Origin of the sequence: Glycomyces arizonensis DSM 44726 (genome assembly GCF_000482705.1) — a bacterium.
GTDB classification, from domain to species: Bacteria; Actinomycetota; Actinomycetes; order Mycobacteriales; family Micromonosporaceae; genus Glycomyces; species Glycomyces arizonensis.
This window is the reverse complement of sequence record NZ_AXWO01000017.1, coordinates 1-25,432: the sequence shown is the minus strand read 5'-3', so window position 1 is coordinate 25,432 and position 25,432 is coordinate 1. Positions and strand designations below refer to the sequence as shown.

Here is a 25,432-nt window from a genome sequence, read left to right as displayed (position 1 = left end):
GATCCGTCCCGAGGGGCTGGCCGCGATCCTCGCCTCACTGGCGTGAGGGGGGCTCTTCGGCAGTCCACACCGCCAGTTCCCCGCCGGGCATGCAGACGATGCGCTGCCCGGCCGGGCCGGTGACGCCCCACGACTCGTAGTGCGGATCGGGCGGCGCGACCAGTTCGCCGCCGCCGGTGAAGGCGAGGTGGAGCGAGCCGTCCTCGACGGTGGAGGCCCGGAACGTCAGACCTTGCAGCAGCGTTCCCAATGCGGCGACGGCCTCGGGATCGTCCCCTTCGAAACACCGGGTGGCATCGCCCGCATCGGTGAAGGTCAATGCCGATTCCACGGTGACGGACCATTCCCCACTGGTGTACAGGATGAGCGGCGACTGTTCCGATACCCGAGCGATGGTCTGACCGTCCAATTCAATCTTCGTCATGGTGCCATCCCTGCGGTATGTCGTAGGTCCCGTCTTTCCGGACCGGTATGTGGGTTTCGGAGCGTGAACCGGGTTTGCCGTCGAGCCCTATCGGCTGACCGAATTGATTGTAAAACCGTATGTAGCCGTAGGGGTAGCGCTCGGTCGGCTCCATGGTCCTGAGCGTGTCGGCGTTCCCGCGCGAACCGGGCCGCTGCCATACCCGGCCCTTCCCGTTGTCGGCGGGCGAGTCCCGCCATGGCCGAGGGACGCCGGGAGGGCGGCCTCCCTGCGAAGCGGGGACCGGGACGGGTTCGGACCGGCCCGCGGCGCCATCGCTCGATCGGAGCGCCGCCGCCCGGCTCCGCAATTGCTCGGCCCGATCGGTGAGGACGGTGGCGATGCGGTGCCCGGATTCGAGTTCCCGCTTGACGGTCTCGATCGCGGCGGTCTTGTCGGTCGCGCCGAGGCCCGCGAATTCGTCTCGCAATTCGTTCGCGAGCGACAATGATCTCGCGATACCGGCGCCTATGCGATCGATCCGTTCTTTCACGGCACCGATCACGGCGGTGAGCTCATCGATCGAGGCCATAGGTCTCCAGCCGTCGAGGGGCATTCCAGATTATCGCGATACGGCGCTGAACGGGGCCCCCGGAATCGCCGGAGGACGGCATTCTCGCAATCTGCTCAAGATCCGACAGCCATGACGAACCGCGAGTCGAATGGTTCCCCTGGCGGCTCACAATGCCATCACGAACCGTCCTTCGAGGACCGCCACAATGGCATCATCGGACATGCGATCAGGGGCGGAACGCCTGCGCGTTCCCACCCCTGTGCTTTGAACCCCTGTGCTTTGAACCCCTGCCCGATCGCTCGGCTATTCGTTGGCGAGCTTCGCCAGCCGCTCGGCGGTGGGCCATTTGACGTTCTCGGCCCAGCCTGCCTTCTCGAACAGGCGGATGAAGCGGGCCGAGGTGTCGATCTGGCCGCGCCCCACGCCGTGGCGGGCGCAGGACGGGTCGGCGTGGTGGGAGTTGTGCCAGGACTCGCCGAACGACAGCAGCGCCAGCGGCCAGAAGTTCGCGGCCTTGTCGCGGCTCTTGAACGGCCGCTCGCCGATCATGTGGCAGATCGAGTTGGTCGACCACGTGGTGTGGTGCAGCACCGAGACGCGGACCAAGCCCGCCCAGAAGAAGGCGGTGAGCGCGCCCGTCCACGACATGGTGATCAGGCCGCCGAGCACGGCGGGCAAGAGGAACGTCAGGATCGTCCACAGCCAGAACAGCTTGTCGATCGCGACGATGTCCTTGTCCTTCAGCAGGTCAGGGGCGAAGCGCTCCTGGTTGCTGGTGTTGTCGCGCTGGAACATCCAGCCCATGTGCGCGTGCCAGAAACCCTTGGTGAGCGCCCAGGCGGAGGTCCCGAACAGCCACGGCGAGTGCGGGTCGCCCTCCTTGTCGGAGAACGCGTGGTGGCGCCGATGGTCGGCCACCCAGTTGATGATCGGGCCCTGGACGGCCATGCTGCCCAGGATCGCGACGGTGATCTTGAGCGGGCGGCTCGCCTTGAACGAACCGTGCGTGAACAGCCGGTGGTAGCCGATGGTGACGCCGTGGCCGGTCAGCTCGAAGAACACGACCGCGAGGATTACGTCCGTCCAGCTGAGCAGGCCGGTCGTCCACGCCAGCGGCACCGCGGCCGCCAGGGCGGCCATCGGCACGATCAGGAAGAGGTAGACCAGCGACTGGCGCCCGGCGTCGCGCGGCTCGCCCTTGACGGGCCTGGGCCCGGCCGCCTTGGTGCTGCTTCCGGTCAGTACGGCCATGACATGCCCCCTCGACTGGTTCGACGCCTCCATCGTCGTCCCGAAAGGACAGGGGCGCAGTGGGGCGAACCACCGCTTTCCGGACGGTAATGCCCACCCTCAACAGGGGGCTTAGGTCTACTTCAGTTGCCTTCGAGGTAGGCGAGGACGGCCAGGACGCGCCGGTTGTCGTCCTCTGACTGGTTGAGCCCGAGCTTGCGGAAGACGTTGGCCGAGTGCTTGCCGACGGCCTTCTCGCTGACGAACAGCTGCGAGGCAATCGCGGCGTTGGTCCGGCCCTCGGCCATGAGGGCCAGGACCTCCTGCTCGCGGGCGGTGAGCGCGTCGAGCCGGTTCTGCTGCCTGCCGAGCAGGCGGGCGACCACCTCGGGGTCCATGGCGGTGCCGCCCGCGGCGACACGCCGCAGTGCCTCGATGAACTCCCCCACGTTCGAGACGCGGTCCTTGAGCAGGTAGCCGACGCCGCCGCGGCGGTCGCCGAGGAGTTCGCGCGCGTACAGCTGCTCGACGTACTGGGAGAGCACCAGGATCGGCAGGGCGGGGATGGTGCGGCGGGCCTCGATGGCGGCCCGCAGGCCCTCGTCGGTGAAGGTCGGCGGCAGCCGGATGTCGACCACGGCGACGTCGGGCCGGTGCCCCAGCAGGGCCGCGGTGAGCGCGGGACCGTTGTCGACGGCCTCGACGACGGTGCAATTGTGGGCTTCGAGCATCCGGGTGAGTCCGTCGCGCAGGAGGGAGTGGTCTTCGGCGAGGACGACGTCCATGGCGGTCCTTAATCGGTGGTGCGGTCATCACCGGCGGCGCGGTGCCCGCCGGTCGCCGCGGCCAGGGGAATCGGCTCGCAGGGGATCTTCATCGTCACGATCGTGGGGCCGCCGGCCGGGCTGACCACCACGAGCGTGCCGTCGAAGGCGCCCAGGCGCCGGCGCACGCCGTCGAGGCCGCCGCCGGGGGCGGCCTCGGCGCCGCCCCGGCCGTCATCATAGATCTCGACGAGCAGCTCGCCGTCGACGTGGCCCGCGAGTACGCGGACCTTCGTGGCCTCGGCGTGCTTGGCGATGTTGGTGAGGACCTCGTTGGCGGCGAAGTAGGCGGCCGCCTCGACGGGGGCGGGCAGCGGCCCGCGGAGCCGGTCGACGACGGCGACCGGCAGCGGGTGGTCGAGCGACATCGCCTGGAGCGCGCCGGAGAAGCCGCGGTCGGCCAGGACCGGAGGGTGGATGCCGCGCGCGATGTGGCGGACCTCGTTGAGCGCCTCGGAGCAGGCCTCGCGGGCCTCGCCGACGAGCTTGGCGGCCTCGTCGGGCTGCGCGTTGTGGAGCAGCTCCTCGGCCATGCCGAGGGTCAGGCTGAGCGCGACGATGCGGGCCTGGGCCCCGTCGTGGAGGTCGCGTTCGATGCGGCGCAGCTCGGCGGCGGCGTGGTCGACGGTCTGGTCGCGCGATTCGCGCAGTTCGAAGACGCGGGCGGTGAGCAGCGCGTTCACGGTGGGGCCGAGGAGCTTGGCGCCCAGGTGGCCGTACCAGCGCAGGAACAGCTCGCCCCAGCGCCACCATGCCGCGCCGAAGCCGAGGGCGAGCGGCATGAGCAGGAGCGTCTTGGCGGGGGTGTCGAAGTCGTAGAAGCGCAGGTCGTTGACCACGGGGTGGGAGGCGTCGAGGACGGTCGCCAGGAGCACGGGCTGCACGAGGTAGTAGACGGCGACGCCGAACAGGCCGAGGTAGACGAGGTGGACGGCGAGCCCGAGGGTGGCGTCGATGGCGAGCCAGGCGACGTCGCGCCAGGTGGCGGAGTCGCGGATGAGCGCGAGCGCCCGCTGGTCGAGCCTGGTCCTCGGCACCGGCTTGTAGGGCTCGGGGATGTCGATGCGGAGCTGCTCGCCGACGCTGCGGCGCTCGAGCCTGGCCCAGCCGCGGATGGCGAGGATGGCGGCGACGGCGAGGGGGATGCCGATCCAGAAGACGACGAGGGCGCCGGTGAGCAGCGCGAAGACCAGCAGCACGGCGGCGGCGAGCGTGAGGCTGAACCGTCGGACGGACCAGCCCAGGAGGGCGAGCCGTCGCGTCATCGGGTTGGTCGTCTGTGGCATCACCATGAGCGTACCTGGATGCAGTGGATGCGAGCGGTGGCGCGAATGCGCGGTCAGCGGCCGTGGCGGCCGATGAGTTCGCGGCACTGGTCGAGCACGGGCTCGGGCTCCAGTTCGAGCAGGCCGGGATCGGGGCTCTCGCCGAGCGGGTCGCCGGTGCGCCCGGCCCACATCGCCACGTGGCGCCGCACGCCGGGCGGCGGGCCCCACAGCGTCGGCGGCGAGGGCCCGAACAGCACCACCGACGGGGTGCCGAACGCGGTGGCGAGGTGGGCGATGCCGGTGTCGCCGCTGACGACCAGGCCGGCGGCGGCCACGACGGCGGCGAGCTCGTCGAGCCGGGTCCGTCCGGCCAGGACGCGCTCCGGCGCGATGCCCGCGGCCTCGGCCACGGACCGCGCGAGGTCCGCCTCGGCGGGGCCGCCGGTGAGGACGACGTCGTGGCCGTCGTCTTGCAGATGCCGGGCGACCCAGGCGAAGCGGTCGGGGGGCCAGCGCCGGGCCGCCGCGGCGGCCCCGGCGTGGACGACGACGGCGCCCCGGTGCGCCGCGGGCCGCGGCGGCGGCCCGAGCGCGAGATCGGTCGGGTCGGCGGCGATGCCGTACTCCTCCAGCAGGCGGCACCAGCGGTCGACCTCGTGCAGTTCGGGGCGCCAGTCGGGCCCGGGCACGTTCGGCACGGCCGGGTTGCGGTGCGAGATGAGCGCCGACGGGTCGGCGTCGAGGAGGTCGCGCAGGCTCTCGGGCCCCTTGCCGTGCAGGTTGACGGCCACGGCGGGCGGCTCGGCGTGCCATTCGAGCTCGCCGAGCCCGGCCGTCGGGTGGAGGCGGTCGACGGCCTCGACGAGGTCGGCGAGCTCGCGCAGCGCCTCGGGCGCGGCGAGGACGATCCGGTTGCCGTCGAACTCCTCGCGCAGGGCGCGCAGCGCCGGGACGGCGGTCAGAAGATCGCCGACGCCGAGCGCCCGCAGGACCAGGACGGTGCCGCTCACGGCCAGGAAGTCTCCTCGGAGCAGCAGACGACCATCTCGCGCACCTCGCAGCCGGGCGGCTGCCCGAGCGCGAAGACGACGGCGCGGGCGACGTCCCTGGGGTCGTTGAGCTTCGCGTCGGGCGCGGGCTTGTACTGCTCGGGCCGGTCGTCGAAGAACGCGGTGTGCATCCCGCCGGGGATGAGGAGGGTGACGCCGATGCGCCCGGCGGTCTCGGCGGCCAGGGCGCGAGTGAAGCCGACGACGCCGAACTTGGAGGCGCAGTAGGCGGTGGCGTCGCCGACGGCCTTGACGCCGAGCGTGGAGGCGCAGGTGACGACCTTGCCGCGGGTCTCGGCCAGGTGCGGCAGGGCGGCGCGGACGGTGGCGGCGGTGCCGAGCAGGTTGACCTTGATCACCTGCTCCCAGTCCTCGGCGGGCACGTCGGCCAGCGCGCCGCAGGCGTCGATGCCCGCGGCGGTGAAGACCGCGTCGAGGCGCCCGGCCTCGGTCGCGAGCTCGTCGACGGCCTCGGCGGTGGCCGCGGTGTCGGCGAGGTCGGCCTTGCGGTAGGGGACCTTCTCCTCGGGGGCCTTGCGGTCGAGGATCAGCGGCGTGCCTCCGGCGGCGAGGATCTCGGCGGCGGCCGCGGCGCCGAGTCCCGAGGCGCCTCCGGTCACGAGGACGTTGCCCAGCATCATTCGTTCTCCGTTCTCATCGTTCAGGTCTGCGTGCTCATGGTCGCGATGAGCTTGGTCGTGGAGTAGCCGTCGACGGTGGGGACGACGACGACTTCACCGCCGTGGCGGTACACGGTGTGCGATTCGGGGATCGGGCGGCCCGCGTAGTCGGCGCCCTTGACCCAGATGTGGGGCCGCAGCCGTTCGAGGACCTGGGTGGGCGTCGGCTCGTCGAAGACGACGACGGCGTCGACGACGGCGAGTTCGGCGAGCAGCCGGGCCCGGTCGGCGGCGGTGAGGATGGGCCTGCCCGCGCCCTTGAGCATCCTGATGGAGTCGTCGGAGTTCAGGCACACGACCAGGGCGTCGCCCATGGAGCGGGCGCGCCGGAGCAGGCTGACGTGGCCGGGGTGGAGCAGGTCGAAGCAGCCGCCGGTGGCGACGAGGGTGCCGCCCTCGCCGCGGACGCGGGCGGCCAGTTCGAAGGCGTCGACGATGCCGGTGTCCATCTCGGGCTCGTCGGCGGACTGGTCGCCGTGGAGGACGCCGACGCCCCCGGCGGCGACGAACCGCGAGGCGGCCTCGACGCCGCGGGACACGGCCCGGTGGACGTCGCCGCCGGTCAGCAGGGCGTTCGCGGCGGCCGCGCTGAACTGGTCGCCGGCGCCGCACGTGTCGACCCACCGGTCGGCGGCGACGGGGACGTCGGGCGGCGGCGGGACGCGCGTGGTCTGCGTCTCGGTCGCCAGGGTCGCGCCCTGGGCGCCCCGGGTGACGGCGACGGCGTGGCTGGCGAAGGCGCCCCGCAGGTGCTCGGCGAGCTGCCGGTGGTTGTCGGCGCCGGGCGCGAGGCGCTCGGCCTCGGCCTGGTTGGGCGTCACGAGCCGCAGGCCGCGGACGGGCAGCGGCCCGGACGGGTGCGGGTCCCACACGATGGGGATCGCGGGCGCCAGTTCGGCCAGGAGGCGGCGGAGCCCCGAGTGCTCGGCGATGCCGCGGCCGTAGTCGGCGACGAGGACGGCGTCGGCGCGGAGGAGGGTCATGGCGGCGGCCTCGTCGAGCTCGCCGGTGGGCGATCGGCCGTCGCCGTGGTCGATGCGGGTGATGAGCTGGTTGCCGACGCGGATGCGGATCTTGCGGACGGTGGTGCCCGCCAGCGGCATGGCGACGAGGTCGACGTGCGGTTCGAGCAGTTCGCGCAGCTGCCGTCCGGCCTGGTCGTCGCCGAGGGCGGTGATGAGGCTGGTGCGCGGCGAGTCGCGGGCGGCGAGCATGGCGGCCAGCCCGGCGGCGCCGGGCCGCCGGACCTCTCTGGCGGCGTCCACGACGGGCACGGGCGCTTCGGGGCAGAGCCGGTCGGAGCGCCCGTGGATGTCGATGTCGAGGAACGTGTCGCCGACGATCACGAGCCGCTTCATGCCGCGCCCCCCGAGGTGGCCCCCAGGGCGTCGTCGAAGGCGCCGCACAGGGCGTGGACGATCGACAGGTGCGCCTCCTGGACGGTGGCGGTGGTCTCGGCGTCCACGGCGATCGCGTCGTCGGCGAGCGTGGCCAGCTGGTTGGGCCCCGGCCCGGTCATGCCCCACACCGTCAGCCCCTCTTGGAGGGCGGCCTTGGCGGCGTTGATGACATTGTGGCTGGTGCCGCTGGTGGACAGGGCGATGAGGATGTCGCCGGGGCGTCCATGCGCGCGGACGGCCCGGGCGAAGTACTCGTGTTCGCCGTAGTCGTTGAGGATGGCGGTGGCCGCCGAGGTGTCGGCGTGCAGCGCGATCGCCGAGAACGGCGGCCGGTCGGCCCGGAAGCGGCCGACCAGTTCGCCGGTCAGGTGCTGCGCTTCGGCGGCGGAGCCGCCGTTACCGCAGGCGAGGAGGCGGCCGCCGCCGGAAAGGGTCCGCGCGAGGTGTTCGCCCCAGCGTTGGACGCGAGGCGCTTCGGCGTGGAGTCGGCCCATGGCGGCTCCCAGTCGACGCCAGTGCTGCTCGGCTGTGTCGGTCATGATGTCCCTTCCTCTCGTCTCGCATCGTCAGTGCTCTCTTGATCAGGCGGTCCTCATGTTTCGGCGGTCCTCATGCTTCAGCTGCGCACGCCTCCACGGTGCTCATGCTTCGACCGTGGCGGCCATGAGCGATTCGGCGGCCGCGAGCACGGCCTCGGGCGACACCGTCTCGAGGCACGGGTGCCGCGTGACGGGGCAGGTTCGGGCGCGCGTGTCGCGGCACGGGGCGTCCTGGTCGCCCAGGAGCACGTGCGGCACCCCGTAGGGTCCCCATTTCACGGCCGGGACGACGGGCGCGAAGAGGCTGACGACCGGGGTCCCGACGGCGGCGGCCAGGTGCGCGGCCCCGGTGTTGGGGGCGACGACGGCGTCGGCGCGGGCGATGACGGCCGCGAGCTGGTCCAGTGTGGTCTGTCCGCCCAGGTCGAGGGCGCGGCCTTGGGCGACGCAGGCGGTGAGGGGCCGTTCGGGCTTCGAGCCGGTGACGACGACCGGGTGCCCGGCGTCCTGGAGCGCTTCGGCGATGGCGGCCATGCGCGGCAGGGACATGCGTCTGGCCGGGGCCGAGGCCCCGGGGTGGACGACGATGTAGCGGTCGGGCAGGCCGAGGTGGCCGGTGTCGGGCAGCGGCCCGGCCAGGGCCAGGCGGCCGTCGTCGCCCTCGGGCAGGCGGTATCCGGCGGCGGTGGCGAGGCTGAGCGCGCGTTCGGCCTCGGGGAGGGCCTCGGGGACGCGGTGGCGCAGGTCGAGCAGGGAGCCGGGGTAGTCCTCGCTGATCGCGCCGATCCACTGGATGCCCGCGAGGCGCAGCAGCATCGCCGTCGGCAGCGGCGACTGGTGAAAGGAGGTGAGGATGAGCGCGGCGTCGAAGTCGCGGCGGGCGATGTCGTCGCGGATCGCCTCGATGTCGTCGGCCTCGACCGGCGGCGGCGCGGGGTCGATCCACGGCGCGCGCCAGGTGAGCGTGTCGCAGGCGCCGGGCAGGAGCGCCGCGGCGGCGGCCCCGTGCGGTCCGGCGAGGACGGTGACCGACGCGCCGGAGGCGGCGACGGCCCGCACGCACGGGCCCGCCAGCAGGACGTCGCCGATGTTGTCCTGCCTGGCGATGAGGACGCGTCTGCTCATGCGATGTCCCCCAACGCGAGGTTGACCGCCTCGCACAGGTCGGCGGCGACGGCGGCGCGGCGCCTGGCGAGGGCGATCTCGCTGGGGCGCGTGGCGCTGGTGGGCACGAGGATCGCCCGCGCGCCCGCGTCGAGCGCGGCGGCGACGTCGGCGCCGGTGTCGCCGATCATGACGCACCGCTCGGGCCGGGCGCCGAGTTTCGCGGCGGCCGAGCGGACCATGCCGGGCGCTGGTTTGCGGCACCGGCAGCCGTCCTCGGCGCCGTGCGGGCAGACCTTCCACACGTCGAAGGGCCCCAGGAGCGCGTCGACGCGGCGGTTGACCGCCTCCAGCTCCTCGGGGGCGATCAGTCCCTTGGCGACGCCGGACTGGTTGGTGACGACGCCGACGGGGACCTGGGCGGCCCGCAGGCGCCGCAGCGCGATCTCGGCCCCCGGCATGGGCCGGACCTTCTCCGCGTCGGACAGGTAGGGGCCGTCGGCGATGAGCGTGTCGTCGCGGTCGAACAGGACCGCGTCGGGGCGCGGGCTCGGCCGGTGCCGCAGGGTGCCGACGGCGCTCCAGAAGATCGCGGCGGGCGGGATGAGCGCGCTGGAGAGCGCCATGTCGGCGATCTCGGCGGGGCGCTTCGGGCCGGGTGCGATGCGGCTCGCGGCGAAGCGGGCGGTCTGCACGCCCCAGGCCGCGGCGGCGGCACCGGCCCAGCGGCGGCCCCGCAGCGCTCCGATCAGCGCGGCGGCGCCGAGGCCGGTGGTGGCGAGGTGGCTGAGGAACCTGGCGGGCCGCTCGCCGGAGCGCTGGCGCCAGGTGAGGCCGTGCTTGGCCCGCATGAGCGCGTTGTCGGCGTTGCCGGCTTGGTCGCGAACGCTCGCGAGGAAGCCTCTCGGGCGAGCCGGGTGGGTGCTGACGCGCTCGCCGTAGCCGATGCGCCAGCCGGCGTCCACGATCCGCAGCGCCAGGTCGGAGTCCTCGCGGAAGGCGCGGGTGAAGCGCTCGTCGAACCCGGAGACGGCCTGGAGGGCCTCGCGCCGGTAGGCCATGTCGGCGGTGATCCACCGCGCGTCGGCGAGCGAGGCGGTGCCGCGCTCGGAGTCGGTCGGCCTGCGGCCTTCGGGCAGCGGCACCTCGATGCGTCCCTGGGAGGCGGCGTCGTCGTCGCCGAGCGGCGCGAGGTCGGCGTCGAGGTCGGCGAACCAGGTGGCCGACGGGATGACGTCGTCGTCGAGGAAGGCGACCCATTCGGTGTCGGCGGCCCGCCAGCCGAGGTTGCGGGCCGCGGCGGGGCCGCGGCCGTAGGAGCGCAGCACGTCGCACGGGAAGGGCAGGTCCGGCAGTTCGAGCCTGCCGGGCCGGGGCCGGTCGTCGACGAGGACGAGGCGCCTGGGCTCGGGGCCCTTGGCCGCGGCCAGGGCGGTCAGGAGCGTCCGCAGGCTCGGCCTGCCGATCGTGGGGACGACGATGGTGATGGTGGTCATCGGCGCCTCACCGTGAACGGGCCGAGGGCGAGCAGGTCGATCGGCGCCGACCCGAAGCACTCGAGGGCGTCCCTGGGGTGGTCGACCATCGGCCGCCCGGCGGTGTTGAAGCTGGTGTTGACCACCGCGGGCAGGCCGGTGCGGCGCTCGAAGTCCGCGAGCATCGCGGCCAGGAGCGGGTGGTCGGCGCGGTCGACGGTCTGGATGCGGGCGGTCCCGTCGACATGGGTGACCGCGGGCAGCCGGTCCCGCCAGCTCGGGTCGACGTCGTGGACGAACAGCATGTACGGCGAGGGCTGCGGGCCGCGCCCGAACACCTCCGGGGCCCGCTCGGCGAGCACCATCGGCGCCACCGGGCGGAACGACTCGCGGCCCTTGACGGCGTTGAGCCGCTCGAGGTTGTCCTCGCGGCCGGGGTGGGCGAGCAGGGACCGCTGGCCGAGGGCGCGGGGCCCGAATTCGGCGCGGCCCTGGAACCAGCCGACGATCTCGTCGGCCGCCAGGGCGGCGGCGACCTCGTCGGCGAGGTCGTCGGGGCGCTCGTAGGGGAGCCCCGAGCGCACGAGTTCGGCTTCGATCGCCGCCTCGCTCCAGCCGCGCCCGAGCGCGGCGGTGCGCATGGGGGCGACCTCGTCGCCCAGTTCGGCGGCGACGTGGAGGGCGGCGCCGAGCGCGGTCCCGGCGTCGCCCGCGGCGGGCTGGACCCAGATGCGCTCGAACGGGCCCTCGTTGTGCAGGCGGGTGTTGGCCACGCAGTTGAGGGCGACGCCGCCGGCGAGGGCGAGGTCGGTCGCGCCGGTGCGCTCATGCGTCCAGCGGGCGAGTTCGAGCAGGACGTCCTCGAGGCGGCGCTGGACGCTCGCGGCGAGGTCGGCGTGGTCGCGGGTCGGCTCGGCGTCGGGATCGCGGGGCGGGGCGAGGCGGTCCCAGTCGATCGGCTCGGTGCGGAAGCCGCCGTCGCCGGTGGCGTGGACGGCCTCGGTCAGCTCGGGGAGGAATCGCGGCGTGCCGTAGGAGGCGAGGGCCATGACCTTGTACTCGTCGCTGGAGCGCGCGAAGCCCAGGTGCGCGGTGGCGTCCTCGTAGAGCAGGCCGAGCGAGTGCGGCAGGTCTTGGGCGGCCAGCTCGACGAGCTTGCCGTCGAGGTACTGCCCGGCGAGGTAGGAGGCGCATTCGCCGCGGCCGTCGGCGACGATGACGGCGCAGTCGGCGGCGCCGCCGTCGGCGAAGGGGGCGGCCAGCGCCGCGGAGGCGGCGTGCGCCACGTGGTGCCGCACGAACACCACTTTGGAGTTGTCGAGGCTCGGCAGAGCGGTGTGGAGGAACAGCGGCGCCCGCCTGGCGTAGGTGGTGCGCAGCGGCTCCCACTGCGGGTCGAGGCCGCCGCCCTCGTGATCGACCGCGTCGGGGTCGTAGGCGTAGGCCACCGCGTCGAGTTCGCTCGCGTCCAGGCCGCCTTCGGCCAGGCACCAGGCCATGGCCTGGTCGGGCAGCTCCCAGGCGGCGAACGGCACCGGCCGCTTGCCGTGCTTGCGGCGGCTGAACCGCTCCTCTTCGGCCGCGGCGACGATCTCCCCGTCGACGACCAGTGCCGCCGAAGAATCGTGGAAGATCGCGTTGACGCCCAGAACCTTCACTGCAGCCCCCTGAGTTCGCCTCGGACCCGCGAAATCGCGCGTCACTTCAGTACGCCATAGCTACCCTGTGTCTTCACTTGTAAACATCGGCCAGTTGAGAGCCGTTACAGTGCTCGCGCAGGTGTGCGCACCGGACCTTCGGGGTATCCGCGCCGCATGTTCGACGAGCGCACCAGTGTCGTCATCGCCACCAGGAACCGGGCGACCGAACTCAAACGCACCATTGTGGAGCTGCTGTCGCTGGATCCGACACCGCAGGTGATCGTGGTCGACAACGCCTCGGACGACGACACCGGCCCGCAGATGCGGGCCCTGGCCGCCGGATGCCCGCACGTGCACTACCGGCGGCTGCGCGCCAACGAGGGCTCGGTCGCCAGGAACGTGGGCGTCCGGTCCGCCACGACGCCGTACGTCGCCTTCGCCGACGACGACTCGTGGTGGGAGCGCGGCGCTCTGGCGCGGGCCGCCGACCTCCTCGACGCGCACCCGCGCCTCGGCCTGGTCGCCGCCCGCACCCTCGTCGGCGACGAGGCCAGGCCCGACCCGCTCAACGACGCGATGGCCGCCAGTCCGCTTGGGACGCCCGAGGGGATGCCCGGGCCCGCCGTCCTCGGCTTCCTCGCCTGCGCCTCCGTCGTGCGCCGCTCGGCGTACACCCAGGCCGGCGGCTTCAGCCCGATCCTGCGCTTCGCCGGGGAGGAGCAGCTGCTCGCCTTCGACCTGGCCGCCCGCGGCTGGCACCTGTGCTACGCCGACGACGTCATCGCCCGCCACTACCCGTCCGCCGAGCGCCCGCCCTCGGCGTGGCGCCGCGCCCGCGAGCTGCGCAACAGCGCCCTGACCTCGTGGCACCGCAGGCCGCTCGGCGTGTGCCTGCGCGACACGCGGCCCCTGGCTGCGGCGGCGCTGCGGGACCGGAGCGCCGCCGCCGCCCTGGCCGAGCTGCTGGCGCGCCTGCCCGCGGTCCTGACCAGACGGCGCCGCCTGCCCGCCGAGATCGAGGCCGCGATCGTCCGCTTGGAGACGGCGCAGGTGGAGCCCCGCCCATGAGCCGCGGACGCGTCACCATCGTCGTCATCACCCGCAACCGCCGAGCCGAGCTGGAACGCACCCTCGCGCACATGACCGCGCTGCCCGACGCCGGGCCGGTCATCGTCGTCGACAACGGCTCGTCCGACGGCACCGCCGCGGCGGTCGAGCGCCGCTTCCCCGCCGTCCGCCTCGTCCGCTCCGAACGCAACCTCGGCGCGATCGGCCGCAACGTCGCGGTCGGCCTCGCGCGCACCCGCTACGTCGCCTTCTGCGACGACGACGTGTGCTGGGAGCCCGGTTCGCTCGAACGCGCGGCCGACGTCCTCGACGCCCACCAGTCGGTCGCGAGCGTGACCGGCCGGTGCCTCGTCGAGCCGGGACTGGAGGAGGACCCGCTCACGCCCGAGCTGCGCGAGTCGCCGGTCCCAGGCCCGGCGTGGCTGCCGGGCAAGCCGCTCCTGGGCGTGCTGGCGGGGGTCACCATGTTCCGCACCGCCGCCTTCAGGCAGGTCGGCGGGTTCGACCGGCGCATGTGGTTCAGCGGCGAGGAGGAACTGCTCGCGCTCGACCTGGCCGCCGCCGGTTGGTGGATGTGCTGGGTCGAGGACGTCGTCGTCCGCCACCGGCCGTCCGGATCGCGCGATTCGGCCGAGCGCCGCCGCCTCGGCATCCGCAACACGCTGTGGACGCAGTGGCTGCGCCGCCCCGCCCGCAGCGCCCTGCGCCGCAGCATGGAGGTCCTGCGCTCGGCCCCGGCCGACGCCACGACCGCGGCGGCCGTCGTCGAGGCCGTCCGCGGCACGCCGTGGGTGCTGCGCCGCCGCCGCGTCGTCCCGCCGGGCATCGAGGCGGCGCTGGCGCTCCTGGAAGGACCGCAGCGGGCCTCGAAGGCCCGCCGCTACATCGGCTTACGAGGCGGCCAGTTCGTACGCCTTGATCGTCTCGGCCGCGATCGCGTCCCACGAGTAGAGCGCGCACGCCCGCTCCCGCCCGGCCTGGCCGGTCCGGCGCCCCAGCTCGGCGTCCTCCAGATAGGGCCGGAGCGCCTCGGCGACGGCCTCCGGAGACGGGTCGGGGACGAGCGTGCCGGTGACGCCGTCCTCGACGGAGTCGATCATGCCGCCGACGGCGCTGGCCACCACGGGCACGCCGCAGGCCATCGCCTCGAGCGGGACGATCCCGAACGGCTCGTACCAGGGCGTGCAGACCACGGCGTCGGCAGAGCGGAACTGCGCGGGCATGGCCTCGTGCGGGACGCGGCCGGGCATGAGCACCCGGTCGGCGACGCCGGCCTCCTCGGCGACGCGGCGCAGCCGCCGCGCCTCCGGGTCACCCTCCACCGGGCCCTCGGCCGGTCCCCCGGCGACGACCAGCTCGGTGCCCCGCAGGTCCCGCAGCGCCTTGATGGCCGTGTCGACGCCCTTGCGCGGCACGAGCCTGCCGGCGGTGACGACGCGGCGGCGCCCGGTGCGATCCCCGGCGGGCCCGTCGGGGTTGAAGTGCTCGAGGTCCACCCCGCACGGGATGACCTCGACCTTGTCACCGTCGACGTCCATGGCGGCGAGCTCGTCGACCTCGTCGCGGCAGGTGGCGATGACGCCCGCGCACCGCGCGCCGATGTCGCGTTCGAGCTGGAGGCGGCTCGGCGGGCTCGTGTCGGCCTCGCCCTGGTGGCGGCGCTTGACCGTGCCGAGCGCGTGGTAGGTCTGCACCACCGGCAGGTCGGCCTCGTCGGCCGCCCACAGCGACGCCAGCCCCGACATCCAGAAGTGCGCGTGCGCGATGTCGGGCGGCTCGGCGTCCCACAGCGCGCGCAGCCGCTCGGCGAAGGCGCCCATGTGCGGCAGCAGGTGGTCCTTGGGGACGCGACCGGCCGGACCCGCCTCGACGTGAACGACCTCGTAGCCCTCGGGCGCCTCGACGCGCTCGGCGAGGTCGGGCCGATCGCGCCTCGTGTAGACCGAGACACGGTGGCCCTGGCGGGTGAGCGCGGCGGCGAGCTGCGCGACGTGCACGTTCTGGCCGCCCGCGTCCTCGCCGCCCATGTCCGCGATGGGGCTCGCATGCTCGGACACCATTGCGATCTTCATACTGCCTCCTCGGTTGCTCACGCGGCGACCCTCGCCAGCAGCGCGTCCCAGCGCCGCAGGAAGTCCTCGAGGCCGAAGTTGGCCAGCGCGTACTCGCGCGCGGCCTTCCCCGCCGCGACGGCCTGCTCGCGGTCCTCGATCAGCTCGCGCACCCCGGCCACCAGGGCCCCCGGGTCGCACGAGACGACGCCGACCTCCTGCGGGAACGAGGCGGCCTCGGTGGCGGCGACGACGGCCACCGGCATGGCCAGGTGCATCGCCTCCAGCAGCGACAGCCCGAGCGAGGTCCAGCGGGCGGGGTGGACGTAGACGCGGCGCCGGGCCATCTGCCGGTGCAGCTCGTCGAGCCGGAGGTCGGCGCCGCCGACCAGTTCGTGCCTGCCGGGCCCGGCGTCGATCCGCATCTGGGAGGCCTTGATGCCGAACACGTCGACGGGGGCGGCGGCGCAGAAGTGCGGCAGCAGGTCGCCCCCGGCGACCCTGCCGCGGCGCACCGGTTCGTTGATGACGGCGACGGCCCTGGCGAGGTCGCCCTCGTAGAGTGGGCCGGGGTCGACGATGCCGTGCCCGATGACCTCGGTGGGGGCCTCGCCGCAGTCCCACATGAGCCGGTTGAAGTCGGTGACGTGGACGACGGTGATGTCGCCGCGCTCGGACAGGACGTGCTCGGTGGTGGCCGCGCCCTCGTTCGGCGTGTTGTGCTGGACGTACACGGCGGGCACGTCGATGCCGGGCCTGCGGCCCAGCCAGCGCTCGACGAGGCCGAGCTCCTCGGGCCGCTGGAGCACCACGACGTCGACCTCGGCCTCGCGCAGTTCGGCGGCGGGGACTTCGACCGCGTTCGGTCCCCAGGGCCGATCGGCGCGGCCCAGGCCCCACGGGCCGCGTTCGGGCAGCGTCGGCAGGAGGTACTCGTGGCGGCCCTGGACGAAGGAGTGCTGCCAGGAGCCGTGGACGTGCCAGGACAGGACCCGGAGCCGCCGGTCGCCGTCTCGCGCCCCAGTGCCGCCTGCCCCGGTGTCGTCTACAGGGGAATTCGCGCGGCGATCGCCGCCGATCCTCGCCTCGGGCCTGCTCGAACCTCGCATGAGGCGGCTGTACCCAGAAGGCGCCGCCGCCAATCTTCAACGAGGACCGCGTCGCTCCTTACTCGAGTACGCGGGCGATCGAGAGGCCGTCGTAGCCCTTGACGCCGACGGTCTGCACCACGGTGCCCTCCAGGCGCGGGTTCGCGGCCACCGCCTCCAGGTAGGCGCGCACGCCCCGCACGTTGGTGTCCCTGCTCAGCGCGTCGGCCACGGCCCCGCCGCGCACGACGTTGTCGGCGACGATGAGGCCGCCGGGGCGCGTCAGCTTCAGCGCCCACTCCAGATAGGCGGGGTATCCGGCCTTGTCGGCGTCGATGAAGACCATGTCGAACGGCTCGGGCCCCTCCTCGGCGAGCTTCGGCAGGCTCTCGGCGGCGCGGCCCACGCGGATCTCGACGGTGCCGACCAGTCCGGCGCGGGCGACGTTCCCGCTGGCGACCTCGGCGTGCCTCGGGCTGGCCTCCATGCTGATGAGGTGCCCGCCCGCGGGCAGGGCCCTGGCCATCCAGATGGCGCTGTAGCCGCCGAGCGTCCCGATCTCGAGCACGCGCCGGGCGCCCTGGACCTTCGCCAGCAGGTACAGCAGCTTGCCCTGGGCGGCCGAGACCTGGATCGGCGGCAGGCCCGCCCGTTCGCTGGAGGCGACGGCCTCGGCGAGGGCGTCGTCCTCTCCGATGAGGAGCGAGTCGAGGAACGTGTCGACCTCGGTCCATTGCGCCTGTCCCATGGGCTGCTCCTTCCGCGGAGTCCTGAAGCTGTTCGGGAAACGCTATCACCCGGCCCCGACACGCGCCGCCGCCGAGGCGTCCGATGTCCCCACCGGACGGTCCGGCCCAGCGCCGCTCAGCGGTGTCCTTTCGCCGCGGTCGGGTTTCGGCGAGGCCCGAGAATGGTACTCCTAAAGCATGAACGACGCGGGTGTAATTACCGCAGAGACAGAAAATAGACGATGGTCTTTTGTAGGTTTTTGCCCCCGTATCACCAGAACGCGCCGGGGTCGGTCTTGCCGATCGCCGTACGGCGCAACGGCTTGAATGATAGACCTGAATCACGACATGTTCACCGCCGTGGATCCGGATCGGTACCGGCGGGCGGGGGCAGAGAGGCCGGCCGGCTTCGGGGAGCCTGCCGCACACTGGGGGGTATCGCTATGAGCATGGCACGATCGGCGACGGTCGACATCGGCACCACCATGCGACTCGTCGCGCCCGACTTCGCCACCGTCAGCGTGCGCGCGAGTCTGCGCTACGACCCGGACGACCCGTACGCGGTGTGCGTCATGTTCCACCCCGACGGCTCCGACGCCGACCAGGTGGCGTGGTCCTTCTCGCGAGAGCTCCTCGCGAAGGGCCTGGAGGAGCCCACGGGCATCGGAGACGTGCGGGTCTGGCCGTGGACGACGCCGCGCGGCGAGTCGGTCGCCCTGGCACTGTCCTCCCCCGACGGGAACGCGCTGTTCGAGATCAACCGCGCGGTGGTCCAGCGGTTCCTGCGCCGGGCCTACAGCCTGGTGCCCAGGGGCCGTGAATCGGCGCATGTGGACCTGGACTCCACGTTGACGAAGCTGCTGGCCGGAGGCGTGTTAATACGGACCGAGGCGAGCCGGAGGGGCGGGTCGGCGGCCCGCCCCTTCCGCATGTCCGGCTATGAGCGCAGCAGCGCCGCGGTCTGCTCGGCGATCTCGCCCTCCTCGTCGGTGGGGATGACCATCGCCGTGATGCGCGAGTCCGACGTCGAGATGACCGGCCCGCCCGCCTGGTTGGCCGACTCGTCGAGCCTGAGCCCGAGCGCCGCGAGCGGCTCCAGCGACCTGGCCCGCACCTCGGCGCTGTTCTCCCCCACCCCCGCGGTGAACGCGACGGCGTCGGCGCCCCCGAGCGCGGCGATGTAGGACCCGATGTACTTCCTGACCCGGTAGCAGTAGATCTCGAGCGCACTCGCGCAGGTTTGATCGCCCTCGGCGGCGGCCCGGACGATCCCCCGCATGTCGATCGCGCCGGTCAGCGCGAGCATCCCCGACCGCTTGTTCAGCGCCTCGTCGAGCTCGTCGAAGGAGGCGCCGGTCCGGCGGTGCATGTGGAAGACGATCGCCGGGTCGATGTCGCCCGAGCGAGTGCCCATGACCAGGCCTTCGAGCGGCGTCAGGCCCATCGAGGTGTCGATCGAGCGGCCCCGCTCGACGGCGGTGATCGACGCCCCGTTGCCGAGGTGGGCGACGATGACGTTGACCTCCTTGGGGTCCTTGCCGAGCATCTCGGCGGCCCGGCGGGAGACGTAGGCGTGCGAGATGCCGTGGAAGCCGTAGCGGCGCACCCCGTGCTCCTCGCGCCATGCGGTCGGGACGGCGTAGACGTGTGCGCGCTCGGGCATGGTCGCGTGGAAGGCCGTGTCGAACACCGCCACCTGCGGCAGGTCGGGGAACAGTCGCCGCGCCACCCGGATGCCCTCCAGGTTGGCGGGGTTGTGCAGCGGCGCGAGCTCGATGAGATCGGCGACCACGGCCTCGACCTCGTCGTCGATGACCACCGGCTGCACGAAGCGCTCGCCGCCGTGGACGACGCGGTGGGCGACGGCGATGAGCCCGGCCTCCGACAGCGGCGTGCCGAACTCGCCGCAGGCCTTGACCATCGCCGCGAGTCCGGCGGCGTGGTCGTCCAGGTGCTCGTTCCAGACGCGCTTCTCCTCGCCGGTCTTGTGGGTGATGACCGATTCGGACTGTCCGATCCGCTCGATGAGCCCGGACGTCGACGCCTCGCGGGTATCGCCGTCGACCAGCTGGTACTTGATCGACGACGAACCGGAGTTGATCACCAGGACCGGTGCGCTCATTGGTGTCCTTCCACTCGGGGTGCCTCGGCCCCGCTGTCCGCCTGGATGGCGGTCAGCGCGACGGTGTTGACGATATCGGGGACGGTGGCGCCCCGGGAGAGGTCGTTGACGGGCTTGCGCAGCCCCTGGAGGACCGGGCCGACGGCGATCGCCCCGGCCGAGCGCTGCACGGCCTTGTACAGGTTGTTGCCGGTGTTGAGGTCGGGGACGATGAAGACCGTGGCCTTGCCCGCCACCTCCGAGTCGGGGGCCTTGGTGCCCGCGACGCCCGCGTCGGCGGCCGCGTCGTACTGGATCGGTCCGTCGATCGGCAGGCCGGGCCTGCGGGACCGGACGAGCTCGGTGGCCTCGCGGACCTTCTCGACCGCCTCGCCGCTGCCGGAGCTGCCGGTGGAGTAGGACAGCATCGCCACGCGCGGCTCCACGCCGAACTCGGCGGCGGTGTCGGCCGAGGACAGCGCGATGGCGGCGAGCTGCTCGGCGTCGGGGTCGGGGTTGACCGCGCAGTCGCCGTAGACCAGGACGCGGTCCTCCAGGCACATGAAGAACACCGAGGAGACGACGGCGACGCCCGGCTTGGTCCTGATGATCTCGAAGGAGGGCCGGATGGTGTGGGCGGTGGTGTGGACGGCGCCGGAGACCATGCCGTCGGCCATGCCGGTGTGGACCATCATGGTGCCGAAATAGGACACATCGGCGACGGTGTCGTAGGCGGCCTCGGCGGTGACGCCCTTGTGGGCGCGGATCCTGGCGTACTCCTCCGCGAAGCGCTCGCGGATCTCGTGGTCGCCGGGGTTGAGCACCGCCGCGGCGCTGACGTCGACGCCGAGCTGCGCCGCCTGCGAGCGGACCTCGGACTCCTCGCCGAGCAGCGTGAGTCGGGCGACGCCGCGCCGCATGAGGATCTCGGCGGCCTTGAGGATGCGCGGCTCGGCGCCCTCGGGGAGCACGATGTGCTTGTCGAGGCCCTTGGCGCGCCCGAGCATGGAGTGCTCGAACATGATCGGGGTGACCACGGTCGGCTTCGACAGGCGCAGCCGGTCGAGCAGGTCGTCGCCGTCGACGCCCGCGGCGAAGGCCTCCAGGGCCAGCGCGGCCTTGCGCTCGCCGCCGGAGGCGAGCGAGCCGATGACGCCCCCGGCGAGGTTGGCCATGTCGAAGGTGTCGTGCTGGACCAGGGCGATCGGCAGGCGCGAGTCGAGCCCGGCGACGATGTCGAAGATCTGCGGGGCGGGGTGGATGCCGCCGGTGAGGAAGATGGCCGACAGGCTCGGCGTGCCCTCGGCCTGGTGAGCGGCGAGCAGGCCGAGCAGGACGTCGGAGCGGTCGCCGGGGAGGATGACGGCCTTGTCGTCGGCCAGTCGCAGCAAAAGGTTCGGCAGGGTCATGGCGGCGACGACCACGTCGCCCACGGTCCTGGTGAGCACGTCGGTGTCGCCGGACAGGAGCGTCGCGTCGGCGGCCTCGATGAGCTCGGCGACGGTGGGGGCGCCCAGGGCGGGGTCCTCGGCGATGACGCCGGTGCCGGGATGGGCGGCGCGGACCTCCTCGACGTCCTTGGGGTCGACGCGGTTGACGATGGTGCCCAGGACAGTGGCGTGCTCGGCCTCGGCCTCGGCGACGCCGAAGCGCAGCGCGGCGTCGATGTCGGCCGGGCGCTGCCGGTAGCCGGTGATGATGAGGACCATGGGGGCGGCGAGGTTGACCGCGACGCGCGTGTTGAAGGCGAACTCGACCGAGGCGCCCACATCGGAGTAGTCGCTGCCGACCACCAGCACCACGTCGTGGTCGTCGGCCAGCGCGTGGTAGCGCTCGACGATGAGCGACAGCGCCGCCTCGGCGTCCGCGCGGACGTCGGAATAGGTGGCGCCGACGGCGCTCTCGTAGGTCTGGGAGAGCCGGTAGTGGCCGCGCAGCAGGGTGATGACGGGGTCGCCGCCGGACGGTTCGGCCTCCAGGCCATCGGCGGGCCGGCGGGCGTGCTCGTCGCGGACGATCGGCCGGAAGACGGCCACCGAGCCCGCCCGCTTGGTGAGCAGGTCCATGACGCCGAACGCGACACCGGACTTGCCGCTGTTGGTGTCCAGGCTTGCGAGGTAGAGACTTTGAGCCACGATTTCAACGCTATCCATCCGCGGAGCGCCGCGCAGCCGATCTGCGCGGCGGCTCACCTGTGACGTTGCGTGCAACCCCGCGGTTACGGGTGGGAGACCGGAACGGGCTGCGGCGGCGGAGGCCCGACGTAGCGGGCGCGGGGCCGGATGATCTTCGAATCATGTGCCTGCTCAAGGATGTTGGCGCTCCAGCCGACGACGCGACTGGTGGTGAAGGTGGGCGTGAACATCTCCCGGGGGACCCCGGCGAGCTCCATGACGACGCCCGCGTAGAACTCCACGTTGGTGTAGAGGCTGCGGCCGGGCTTGACCTCGGCGAGGATCTCGATGACGCGGCGTTCGACGGTCTTGGCGAATTCGACGATGTCGCCGTCGAGCCCGGTGGCGACGTCGCGCAGGTGGACCGAGCGCGGGTCGTCGGTCTTGTAGACGGCGTGGCCGAAGCCCATGATGCGGCGCCCGGCCTCGAGTTCGGTGCGGATCCAGTTGTCGATGTTGTCGACCGAGCCGATGGCGTCGAGCGCGTCGAGGGCGCGCGAGGGGGCGCCGCCGTGGAGCGGGCCGGAGAGCGCGCCGACCGCACCCACCAGGGCCGCACCGAGATCGGCCCCGGTGGAGGCGATGACGCGGCTGGTGAAGGTGGAGGCGTTGAAGCCGTGGTCGATGGTGAGGATGAGGTAGTGCTCGATGGCGCGGGCGTGCTCCTCCGAGGGCACCTCGCCGGTCATCATGTAGAGGTAGTTGGCGGCGTAGGCGAGGTCCTCGCGCGGCTGGAGCGGCTCGTCCCCCTGGCTGATCCTCCACATTGCCGTGAGGATGGTGGGGGCGACGGCGCAGGCGTAGAGGGCGTCGTCGCGGCGGGTCTCGTCGTCGATGTCGAGCAGCGGGCGCATGGGCCGGGCGGCGCAGGCGGCCGAGAGGGCGGTGCGGAGCCCGTCGAGCGGCGAGGCGCCCTCAAGGCGCGGCAGCAGCTCGGCGACCTGCGGCGTGAGCTTGCGGTACGGAGCCACCGTGCTCTTGAAGTCGGCGAGCTGCTCGTCGGTGGGGAGCTCGCCGTGGATCATGAGGTGCCAGACCTGCTCGAAGGAGCACCGCTCGGCGAGCTCGACGGCGTTGTACTGGCGGTAGTGGTAGAAGCCCTCTTCGCCTCGGACGTCGCCGATCTCGGTGTCGGCGACGATGACGCGGTCAAGGCCTCGGGGAACTTCGATGAATTCGGTCATTGGTCCTCCCGACCATGGCGAAGCTTGCGAGCCGTCCGTTGGCACAACCTGTCACGGACCGGTGCTTGCGGCCGAAGAGTAGCGCCATGGCCGCCGGGTGTCGTCACAGCGGGTGGGGGGCTGTGTCACCTCTCATGCGAAACCGGCCCGTCTGGCACGATATCAACAGACGGTTGCCCCTCTTACGTGATTGGTCTGCTGTATGAACGAAGATCTGAGTGCCGCTCCCGGTGTGGCGGTAGGAGTCCTGCTCATCGTCGCGGCCGTCATGTGGTTCTCCCCCGGGGCGCGCCACAAGTTCCGCCGCGCCACGCTGTGGCTGGTGGTCGCCGCGGTCGCGGTGATCATCGTCTTCGGCTACCTGGGGGCCGGGAACCAGAGCTGAGCGTCGGGCGGCCTCCGCACCGCCCTGAACTCGGTGTTCGATCTCCGGCGAGTTATTTCTACCCTTCTATTGGAACGGATCGTTCCGGTCTGATATAGTGGAATCAAACGTTCCGTTCCGATAGATTCAGACCAGACACCGGAGGCACCCGTGTCCGTCACCGCAGAAGCCGCTCCCGTCGCGAAACCGACCGCTCCGAAAACCGAGACCCGCTTCCCCCACCGCTGGTGGGGCCTGGTCGCCGTCCTCGCCGCGACCCTGCTCAACCTCCTCGACGCCTCGATCGTCAACGTCGCGGCCCCCGCGATCCGGACCGAGCTCGGCGGCACCGCCGCCACCATCCAGTGGCTCGCCGCCGGATACACCCTCGCGCTCGCGGTCGGGCTGCTCACCGGCGGCCGCCTCGGCGACATGTTCGGCCGCAAGCGGGTCCTCATGACCGGCCTGATCGGATTCCTCGCGGCCTCGCTCGCCTGCGGGGCGGCCGGGTCGATCGAGGTGCTCCTCGCCTCCCGGGTCGTCCAAGGCGCGTTCGCGGCGATCATGGTGCCGCAGTGCTTCGGGCTCATCCGCGACATGTTCGGGCGCGAGCTCGGCAAGGCCTACGCCGTCTTCGGCCCGCTCATCGGGCTCGCCACGATCGGCGGCCCCGTCGCTGCCGGGCTGCTCATCGACGCCGACCTGCTGGGCACCGGCTGGCGCTCGATCTTCCTGATGAACCTGCCGCTCGGCCTGGCCGCCCTCGTCCTGGGCGCCAAGGTGCTGCCCGCCGGAGCCCCGAGCGTCAAGGGACTGCGGCTCGACCTGGGCGGCGCTCTGGTGGCCGCCGCCGGGATGTGCCTGCTGCTGGTGCCGCTCGTCGAGGGCCGCGAACTCGGCTGGCCCGCGTGGACGGTGGCGATGCTGGTGGCCTCCGTCCCGGTCCTGGGCCTGTTCGCCCTCGGCCAGATCAGACGCTCGCGCTCGGGCAAGGCCGCGCTCATCGAGCTGAGCGTCTTCACCAAACGCTCCTACACCTCGGGGATCGCGTTCGTGGTCGTCTTCTTCGGGGCCGTGACCGGCTTCTCCCTGGCCGTGGGCCTGTTCCTCCAGCTCGGCCTGGGCTTCAGTCCGCTGAAGGCCAGCCTGTCGATGGCCGCCTGGGCGGTCGGCGCGTTCATCGGCTCGGGCGCCGGCGCGGGCCTCGCGCCGAAGCTCGGCCGGAAGATCCTGCACGTCGGGCTGGCGGGGATGGCGATCGGCCTCGCGGTGCTGTTCCTCCAGTTCGGCGGCTCGGCACCGAGCCCGTGGGCGCTGTCCCCGGCGCTGCTGGTGTACGGGATCGGCATGGGCATGATCTTCGTGCCGCTGTTCGGCATCATCGTCGGCGACCTGGAGGACCACGAGATCGGCTCGGCCTCGGGCCTGCTCGAATCGTTCCAGCAGGGCGCGGCGGCCCTCGGCGTCGCGGGCCTGGGGACGGTCTTCTTCAGCCGGTTCGCGATCGGCGGCGGCGAGGCGGAGGCCATGTCGGCCGCGCAGACGATCACCGGCATCACGATCGCGCTGACCGTCGTGGCCTTCGCGGTGGCCTTCGGGCTGCCGAAGAAGGCGCGCGACGAGCATTAGACCGCGTCCGATTCGCCGCGGGCCCCTTCGGGGGTTCGCGGCTTTCGGCTTCCCTCATTCAGAACAAAATACTCTGTTCCAGTTAGGATGTCCTCATGATCGACAAGCCGCTGAGCGGGCGCAAGGCGCAGGCCGCCCGCAACGACAAGCTCATCCTCGAAGCCGCGAAGGAGGTCTTCGTCGCCGACCCCGAGGCGCCGATCGCCGACGTCGCCAAGCGGGCGGGGGTGGGCATCAGCGCCCTGTACCGGCGCTATCCGAGCAAGGAGGACCTGCTGCGCAAGCTCTGCGGCGACGGGCTGGCGCGGTACACCGAACTGGTCCGCGAGGCGGTGGACGCCGAGGGCGATCCGTGGGAGGCGTTCCGCGAGTTCCTGCGGAAGGTCGTGGTGGCCGACACGCCGTCGATCACGGTGCGGCTGGCGGGGACGTTCACGCCGACGCCGGACATGTTCGCGGCGGCGACAGCGGCCGACGAGTTCAACCGGGCGCTGCTGGCGCGGGTCAAGGACGCGGGCGTGCTGCGCGGCGACGTGGAGAACGGGGACCTGGCGATGATCACCGAGTCGATCTCATCAATCAGCCTCGGGGACGCCGAGCGGACGCGCGAGCTGCGGCTGCGCATGCTGGAGCTGTACCTGGAAGCGCTGCGAGCGCCAGGGGCCGGGCCGCTGCCGGGCTCGCCCGCGAGCGACGATGAGCTGGGCGCCCGCTGGGTACCGAAGACTGAGTGAAGGCAGAAGAAAGGCCCGGCGATCACGCCGGGCCTTTCCATTCACTGGAGCGGACGACCGGGATCGAACCGGCGACCTACACCTTGGCAAGGTGTCGCACCAGCACGAAGTGCTGCCATTGACAC

At 72.5% G+C, this 25,432-nt stretch carries 22 protein-coding genes and 2 pseudogenes; 6 read left to right on the top strand and 18 right to left on the bottom strand.

Translation table 11 applies throughout. The annotated features are described in order from the left end of the window. Positions 1-34: 34 nt before the first annotated feature. The 12 genes from H613_RS29285 to H613_RS0113065 all read right to left on the bottom strand — a co-directional run bounded on the left by H613_RS29285 (position 35) and on the right by H613_RS0113065 (position 12,204). Complete coding sequence (locus H613_RS29285) at positions 35-424, bottom strand: DUF6188 family protein (protein WP_156926013.1); 390 nt, start codon at positions 422-424, stop codon at positions 35-37. After that, a complete protein-coding gene (locus tag H613_RS26385) occupies positions 411-911 on the bottom strand; it encodes a hypothetical protein (RefSeq protein WP_156926012.1) in 501 nt (166 codons plus the stop codon). The genes H613_RS29285 and H613_RS26385 overlap by 14 nt, the downstream gene beginning before the upstream one ends. A gap of 369 nt (positions 912-1,280) precedes the next feature. Further along, positions 1,281-2,228 (bottom strand): acyl-CoA desaturase, encoded by a 948-nt coding sequence (locus H613_RS0113110; RefSeq protein WP_035738042.1) that lies wholly within the window; start codon positions 2,226-2,228, stop codon positions 1,281-1,283. Between the two features lie 122 nt (positions 2,229-2,350). Beyond that, entirely contained in the window at positions 2,351-2,992 is a 642-nt protein-coding gene (locus tag H613_RS0113105; protein ID WP_026924154.1) for a LuxR C-terminal-related transcriptional regulator, read from the bottom strand. 8 nt (positions 2,993-3,000) lie between these two features. Next, positions 3,001-4,317 carry a sensor histidine kinase gene (locus H613_RS26380; RefSeq protein ID WP_169731993.1) on the bottom strand — a complete coding sequence of 439 codons (1,317 nt, stop codon included), beginning with the start codon at positions 4,315-4,317 and terminating at the stop codon, positions 3,001-3,003. Between the two features lie 53 nt (positions 4,318-4,370). Next, a complete protein-coding gene (locus H613_RS0113095; protein WP_035738040.1) occupies positions 4,371-5,315 on the bottom strand; it encodes a glycosyltransferase family 9 protein in 945 nt (314 codons plus the stop codon). After that, a complete protein-coding gene (locus H613_RS0113090; protein WP_026924152.1) occupies positions 5,306-5,989 on the bottom strand; it encodes an SDR family oxidoreductase in 684 nt (227 codons plus the stop codon). Before H613_RS0113090 ends, H613_RS0113095 begins: the two co-directional genes overlap by 10 nt. Before the next feature lie 20 nt (positions 5,990-6,009). Continuing rightward, entirely contained in the window at positions 6,010-7,386 is a 1,377-nt protein-coding gene (locus H613_RS0113085) for a PfkB family carbohydrate kinase (protein ID WP_026924151.1), read from the bottom strand. After that, positions 7,383-7,967 carry a D-sedoheptulose-7-phosphate isomerase gene (locus H613_RS0113080; protein ID WP_035738038.1) on the bottom strand — a complete coding sequence of 195 codons (585 nt, stop codon included), beginning with the start codon at positions 7,965-7,967 and terminating at the stop codon, positions 7,383-7,385. Before H613_RS0113080 ends, H613_RS0113085 begins: the two co-directional genes overlap by 4 nt. A 102-nt stretch (positions 7,968-8,069) precedes the next feature. Next, a complete protein-coding gene (locus H613_RS0113075; protein ID WP_026924149.1) occupies positions 8,070-9,092 on the bottom strand; it encodes a glycosyltransferase family 9 protein in 1,023 nt (340 codons plus the stop codon). After that, positions 9,089-10,567, bottom strand: a complete 1,479-nt coding sequence (locus H613_RS0113070) for an HAD-IIIA family hydrolase (protein ID WP_026924148.1) — start codon at positions 10,565-10,567, stop codon at positions 9,089-9,091. Before H613_RS0113070 ends, H613_RS0113075 begins: the two co-directional genes overlap by 4 nt. Beyond that, positions 10,564-12,204: a carbamoyltransferase family protein gene (locus H613_RS0113065; protein ID WP_026924147.1), complete on the bottom strand. Its 1,641-nt coding sequence runs from the start codon at positions 12,202-12,204 to the stop codon at positions 10,564-10,566. The genes H613_RS0113070 and H613_RS0113065 overlap by 4 nt, the downstream gene beginning before the upstream one ends. Before the next feature lie 156 nt (positions 12,205-12,360). On the opposite strand from H613_RS0113065, the gene H613_RS0113060 reads away from it, so the two are divergent. Continuing rightward, on the top strand, positions 12,361-13,254 hold the full coding sequence (locus tag H613_RS0113060) for a glycosyltransferase (RefSeq protein ID WP_026924146.1): 894 nt from the start codon (positions 12,361-12,363) through the stop codon (positions 13,252-13,254). Next, positions 13,251-14,144: pseudogene (locus H613_RS32615) on the top strand (glycosyltransferase family 2 protein); the annotation flags it as partial. The gene H613_RS0113060 and the pseudogene H613_RS32615, both read left to right, overlap by 4 nt. On the opposite strand, the gene H613_RS0113050 reads toward H613_RS32615, so the two are convergent. Genes H613_RS0113050 through H613_RS0113040 form a run of 3 tightly spaced genes read right to left on the bottom strand, consistent with a single transcriptional unit; the run spans position 14,145 to position 17,141 of the window. Then, on the bottom strand, positions 14,145-15,326 hold the full coding sequence (locus tag H613_RS0113050; protein ID WP_026924144.1) for a glycosyltransferase: 1,182 nt from the start codon (positions 15,324-15,326) through the stop codon (positions 14,145-14,147). Between the two features lie 17 nt (positions 15,327-15,343). After that, positions 15,344-16,414 carry a glycosyltransferase gene (locus H613_RS0113045; RefSeq protein ID WP_084546591.1) on the bottom strand — a complete coding sequence of 357 codons (1,071 nt, stop codon included), beginning with the start codon at positions 16,412-16,414 and terminating at the stop codon, positions 15,344-15,346. Positions 16,415-16,472: 58 nt separating this feature from the next. Continuing rightward, positions 16,473-17,141, bottom strand: a complete 669-nt coding sequence (locus H613_RS0113040) for an O-methyltransferase (protein ID WP_026924142.1) — start codon at positions 17,139-17,141, stop codon at positions 16,473-16,475. A gap of 423 nt (positions 17,142-17,564) precedes the next feature. Here H613_RS0113040 and H613_RS32380 point away from each other — a divergent pair. Then, positions 17,565-17,990: pseudogene (locus H613_RS32380) on the top strand (SsgA family sporulation/cell division regulator); the annotation flags it as partial. Between the two features lie 68 nt (positions 17,991-18,058). On the opposite strand, the gene H613_RS0113030 reads toward H613_RS32380, so the two are convergent. From H613_RS0113030 to H613_RS0113020, 3 genes are all read right to left on the bottom strand, one after another. After that, entirely contained in the window at positions 18,059-19,243 is a 1,185-nt protein-coding gene (locus H613_RS0113030; protein ID WP_026924140.1) for an acetate/propionate family kinase, read from the bottom strand. Continuing rightward, on the bottom strand, positions 19,240-21,357 hold the full coding sequence (gene pta / locus H613_RS26375) for a phosphate acetyltransferase (protein ID WP_035738036.1): 2,118 nt from the start codon (positions 21,355-21,357) through the stop codon (positions 19,240-19,242). Before pta ends, H613_RS0113030 begins: the two co-directional genes overlap by 4 nt. Before the next feature lie 83 nt (positions 21,358-21,440). After that, positions 21,441-22,580: a citrate synthase/methylcitrate synthase gene (locus H613_RS0113020; RefSeq protein WP_026924139.1), complete on the bottom strand. Its 1,140-nt coding sequence runs from the start codon at positions 22,578-22,580 to the stop codon at positions 21,441-21,443. Between the two features lie 202 nt (positions 22,581-22,782). Here H613_RS0113020 and H613_RS30890 point away from each other — a divergent pair, with 202 nt between their 5' ends. The 3 genes from H613_RS30890 (at position 22,783) to H613_RS0113005 (ending at position 25,307) form a co-directional block, all read left to right on the top strand. Further along, positions 22,783-22,965 carry a hypothetical protein gene (locus tag H613_RS30890; protein ID WP_156926011.1) on the top strand — a complete coding sequence of 61 codons (183 nt, stop codon included), beginning with the start codon at positions 22,783-22,785 and terminating at the stop codon, positions 22,963-22,965. A 150-nt stretch (positions 22,966-23,115) separates the two neighbouring features. Beyond that, a complete protein-coding gene (locus H613_RS0113010) occupies positions 23,116-24,573 on the top strand; it encodes an MFS transporter (protein WP_026924138.1) in 1,458 nt (485 codons plus the stop codon). A 95-nt stretch (positions 24,574-24,668) separates the two neighbouring features. After that, on the top strand, positions 24,669-25,307 hold the full coding sequence (locus tag H613_RS0113005) for a TetR/AcrR family transcriptional regulator (RefSeq protein ID WP_026924137.1): 639 nt from the start codon (positions 24,669-24,671) through the stop codon (positions 25,305-25,307). Positions 25,308-25,432 lie beyond the last annotated feature (125 nt).

Excerpts from the sequence above, each read along its gene's own strand:
- H613_RS0113085 (WP_026924151.1), bottom strand. The coding sequence starts at position 7,386 with ATGAAGCGGCTCGTGATCGTCGGCGACACGTTCCTCGACATCGACATC.
- H613_RS0113105 (WP_026924154.1), bottom strand. The coding sequence starts at position 2,992 with ATGGACGTCGTCCTCGCCGAAGACCACTCCCTCCTGCGCGACGGACTC.
- H613_RS0113040 (WP_026924142.1), bottom strand. The coding sequence starts at position 17,141 with ATGGGACAGGCGCAATGGACCGAGGTCGACACGTTCCTCGACTCGCTC.
- H613_RS0113020 (WP_026924139.1), bottom strand. The coding sequence starts at position 22,580 with ATGACCGAATTCATCGAAGTTCCCCGAGGCCTTGACCGCGTCATCGTC.
- H613_RS0113045 (WP_084546591.1), bottom strand. The coding sequence starts at position 16,414 with ATGCGAGGTTCGAGCAGGCCCGAGGCGAGGATCGGCGGCGATCGCCGC.
- H613_RS0113030 (WP_026924140.1), bottom strand. The coding sequence starts at position 19,243 with ATGAGCGCACCGGTCCTGGTGATCAACTCCGGTTCGTCGTCGATCAAG.
- H613_RS29285 (WP_156926013.1), bottom strand. The coding sequence starts at position 424 with ATGACGAAGATTGAATTGGACGGTCAGACCATCGCTCGGGTATCGGAA.
- H613_RS0113090 (WP_026924152.1), bottom strand. The coding sequence starts at position 5,989 with ATGATGCTGGGCAACGTCCTCGTGACCGGAGGCGCCTCGGGACTCGGC.
- H613_RS0113050 (WP_026924144.1), bottom strand. The coding sequence starts at position 15,326 with ATGAAGATCGCAATGGTGTCCGAGCATGCGAGCCCCATCGCGGACATG.
- H613_RS0113075 (WP_026924149.1), bottom strand. The coding sequence starts at position 9,092 with ATGAGCAGACGCGTCCTCATCGCCAGGCAGGACAACATCGGCGACGTC.
- H613_RS0113070 (WP_026924148.1), bottom strand. The coding sequence starts at position 10,567 with ATGACCACCATCACCATCGTCGTCCCCACGATCGGCAGGCCGAGCCTG.
- H613_RS26380 (WP_169731993.1), bottom strand. The coding sequence starts at position 4,317 with ATGCCACAGACGACCAACCCGATGACGCGACGGCTCGCCCTCCTGGGC.
- H613_RS0113110 (WP_035738042.1), bottom strand. The coding sequence starts at position 2,228 with ATGGCCGTACTGACCGGAAGCAGCACCAAGGCGGCCGGGCCCAGGCCC.
- H613_RS0113060 (WP_026924146.1), top strand. The coding sequence starts at position 12,361 with ATGTTCGACGAGCGCACCAGTGTCGTCATCGCCACCAGGAACCGGGCG.
- H613_RS30890 (WP_156926011.1), top strand. The coding sequence starts at position 22,783 with ATGAACGAAGATCTGAGTGCCGCTCCCGGTGTGGCGGTAGGAGTCCTG.
- H613_RS0113005 (WP_026924137.1), top strand. The coding sequence starts at position 24,669 with ATGATCGACAAGCCGCTGAGCGGGCGCAAGGCGCAGGCCGCCCGCAAC.
- H613_RS0113080 (WP_035738038.1), bottom strand. The coding sequence starts at position 7,967 with ATGACCGACACAGCCGAGCAGCACTGGCGTCGACTGGGAGCCGCCATG.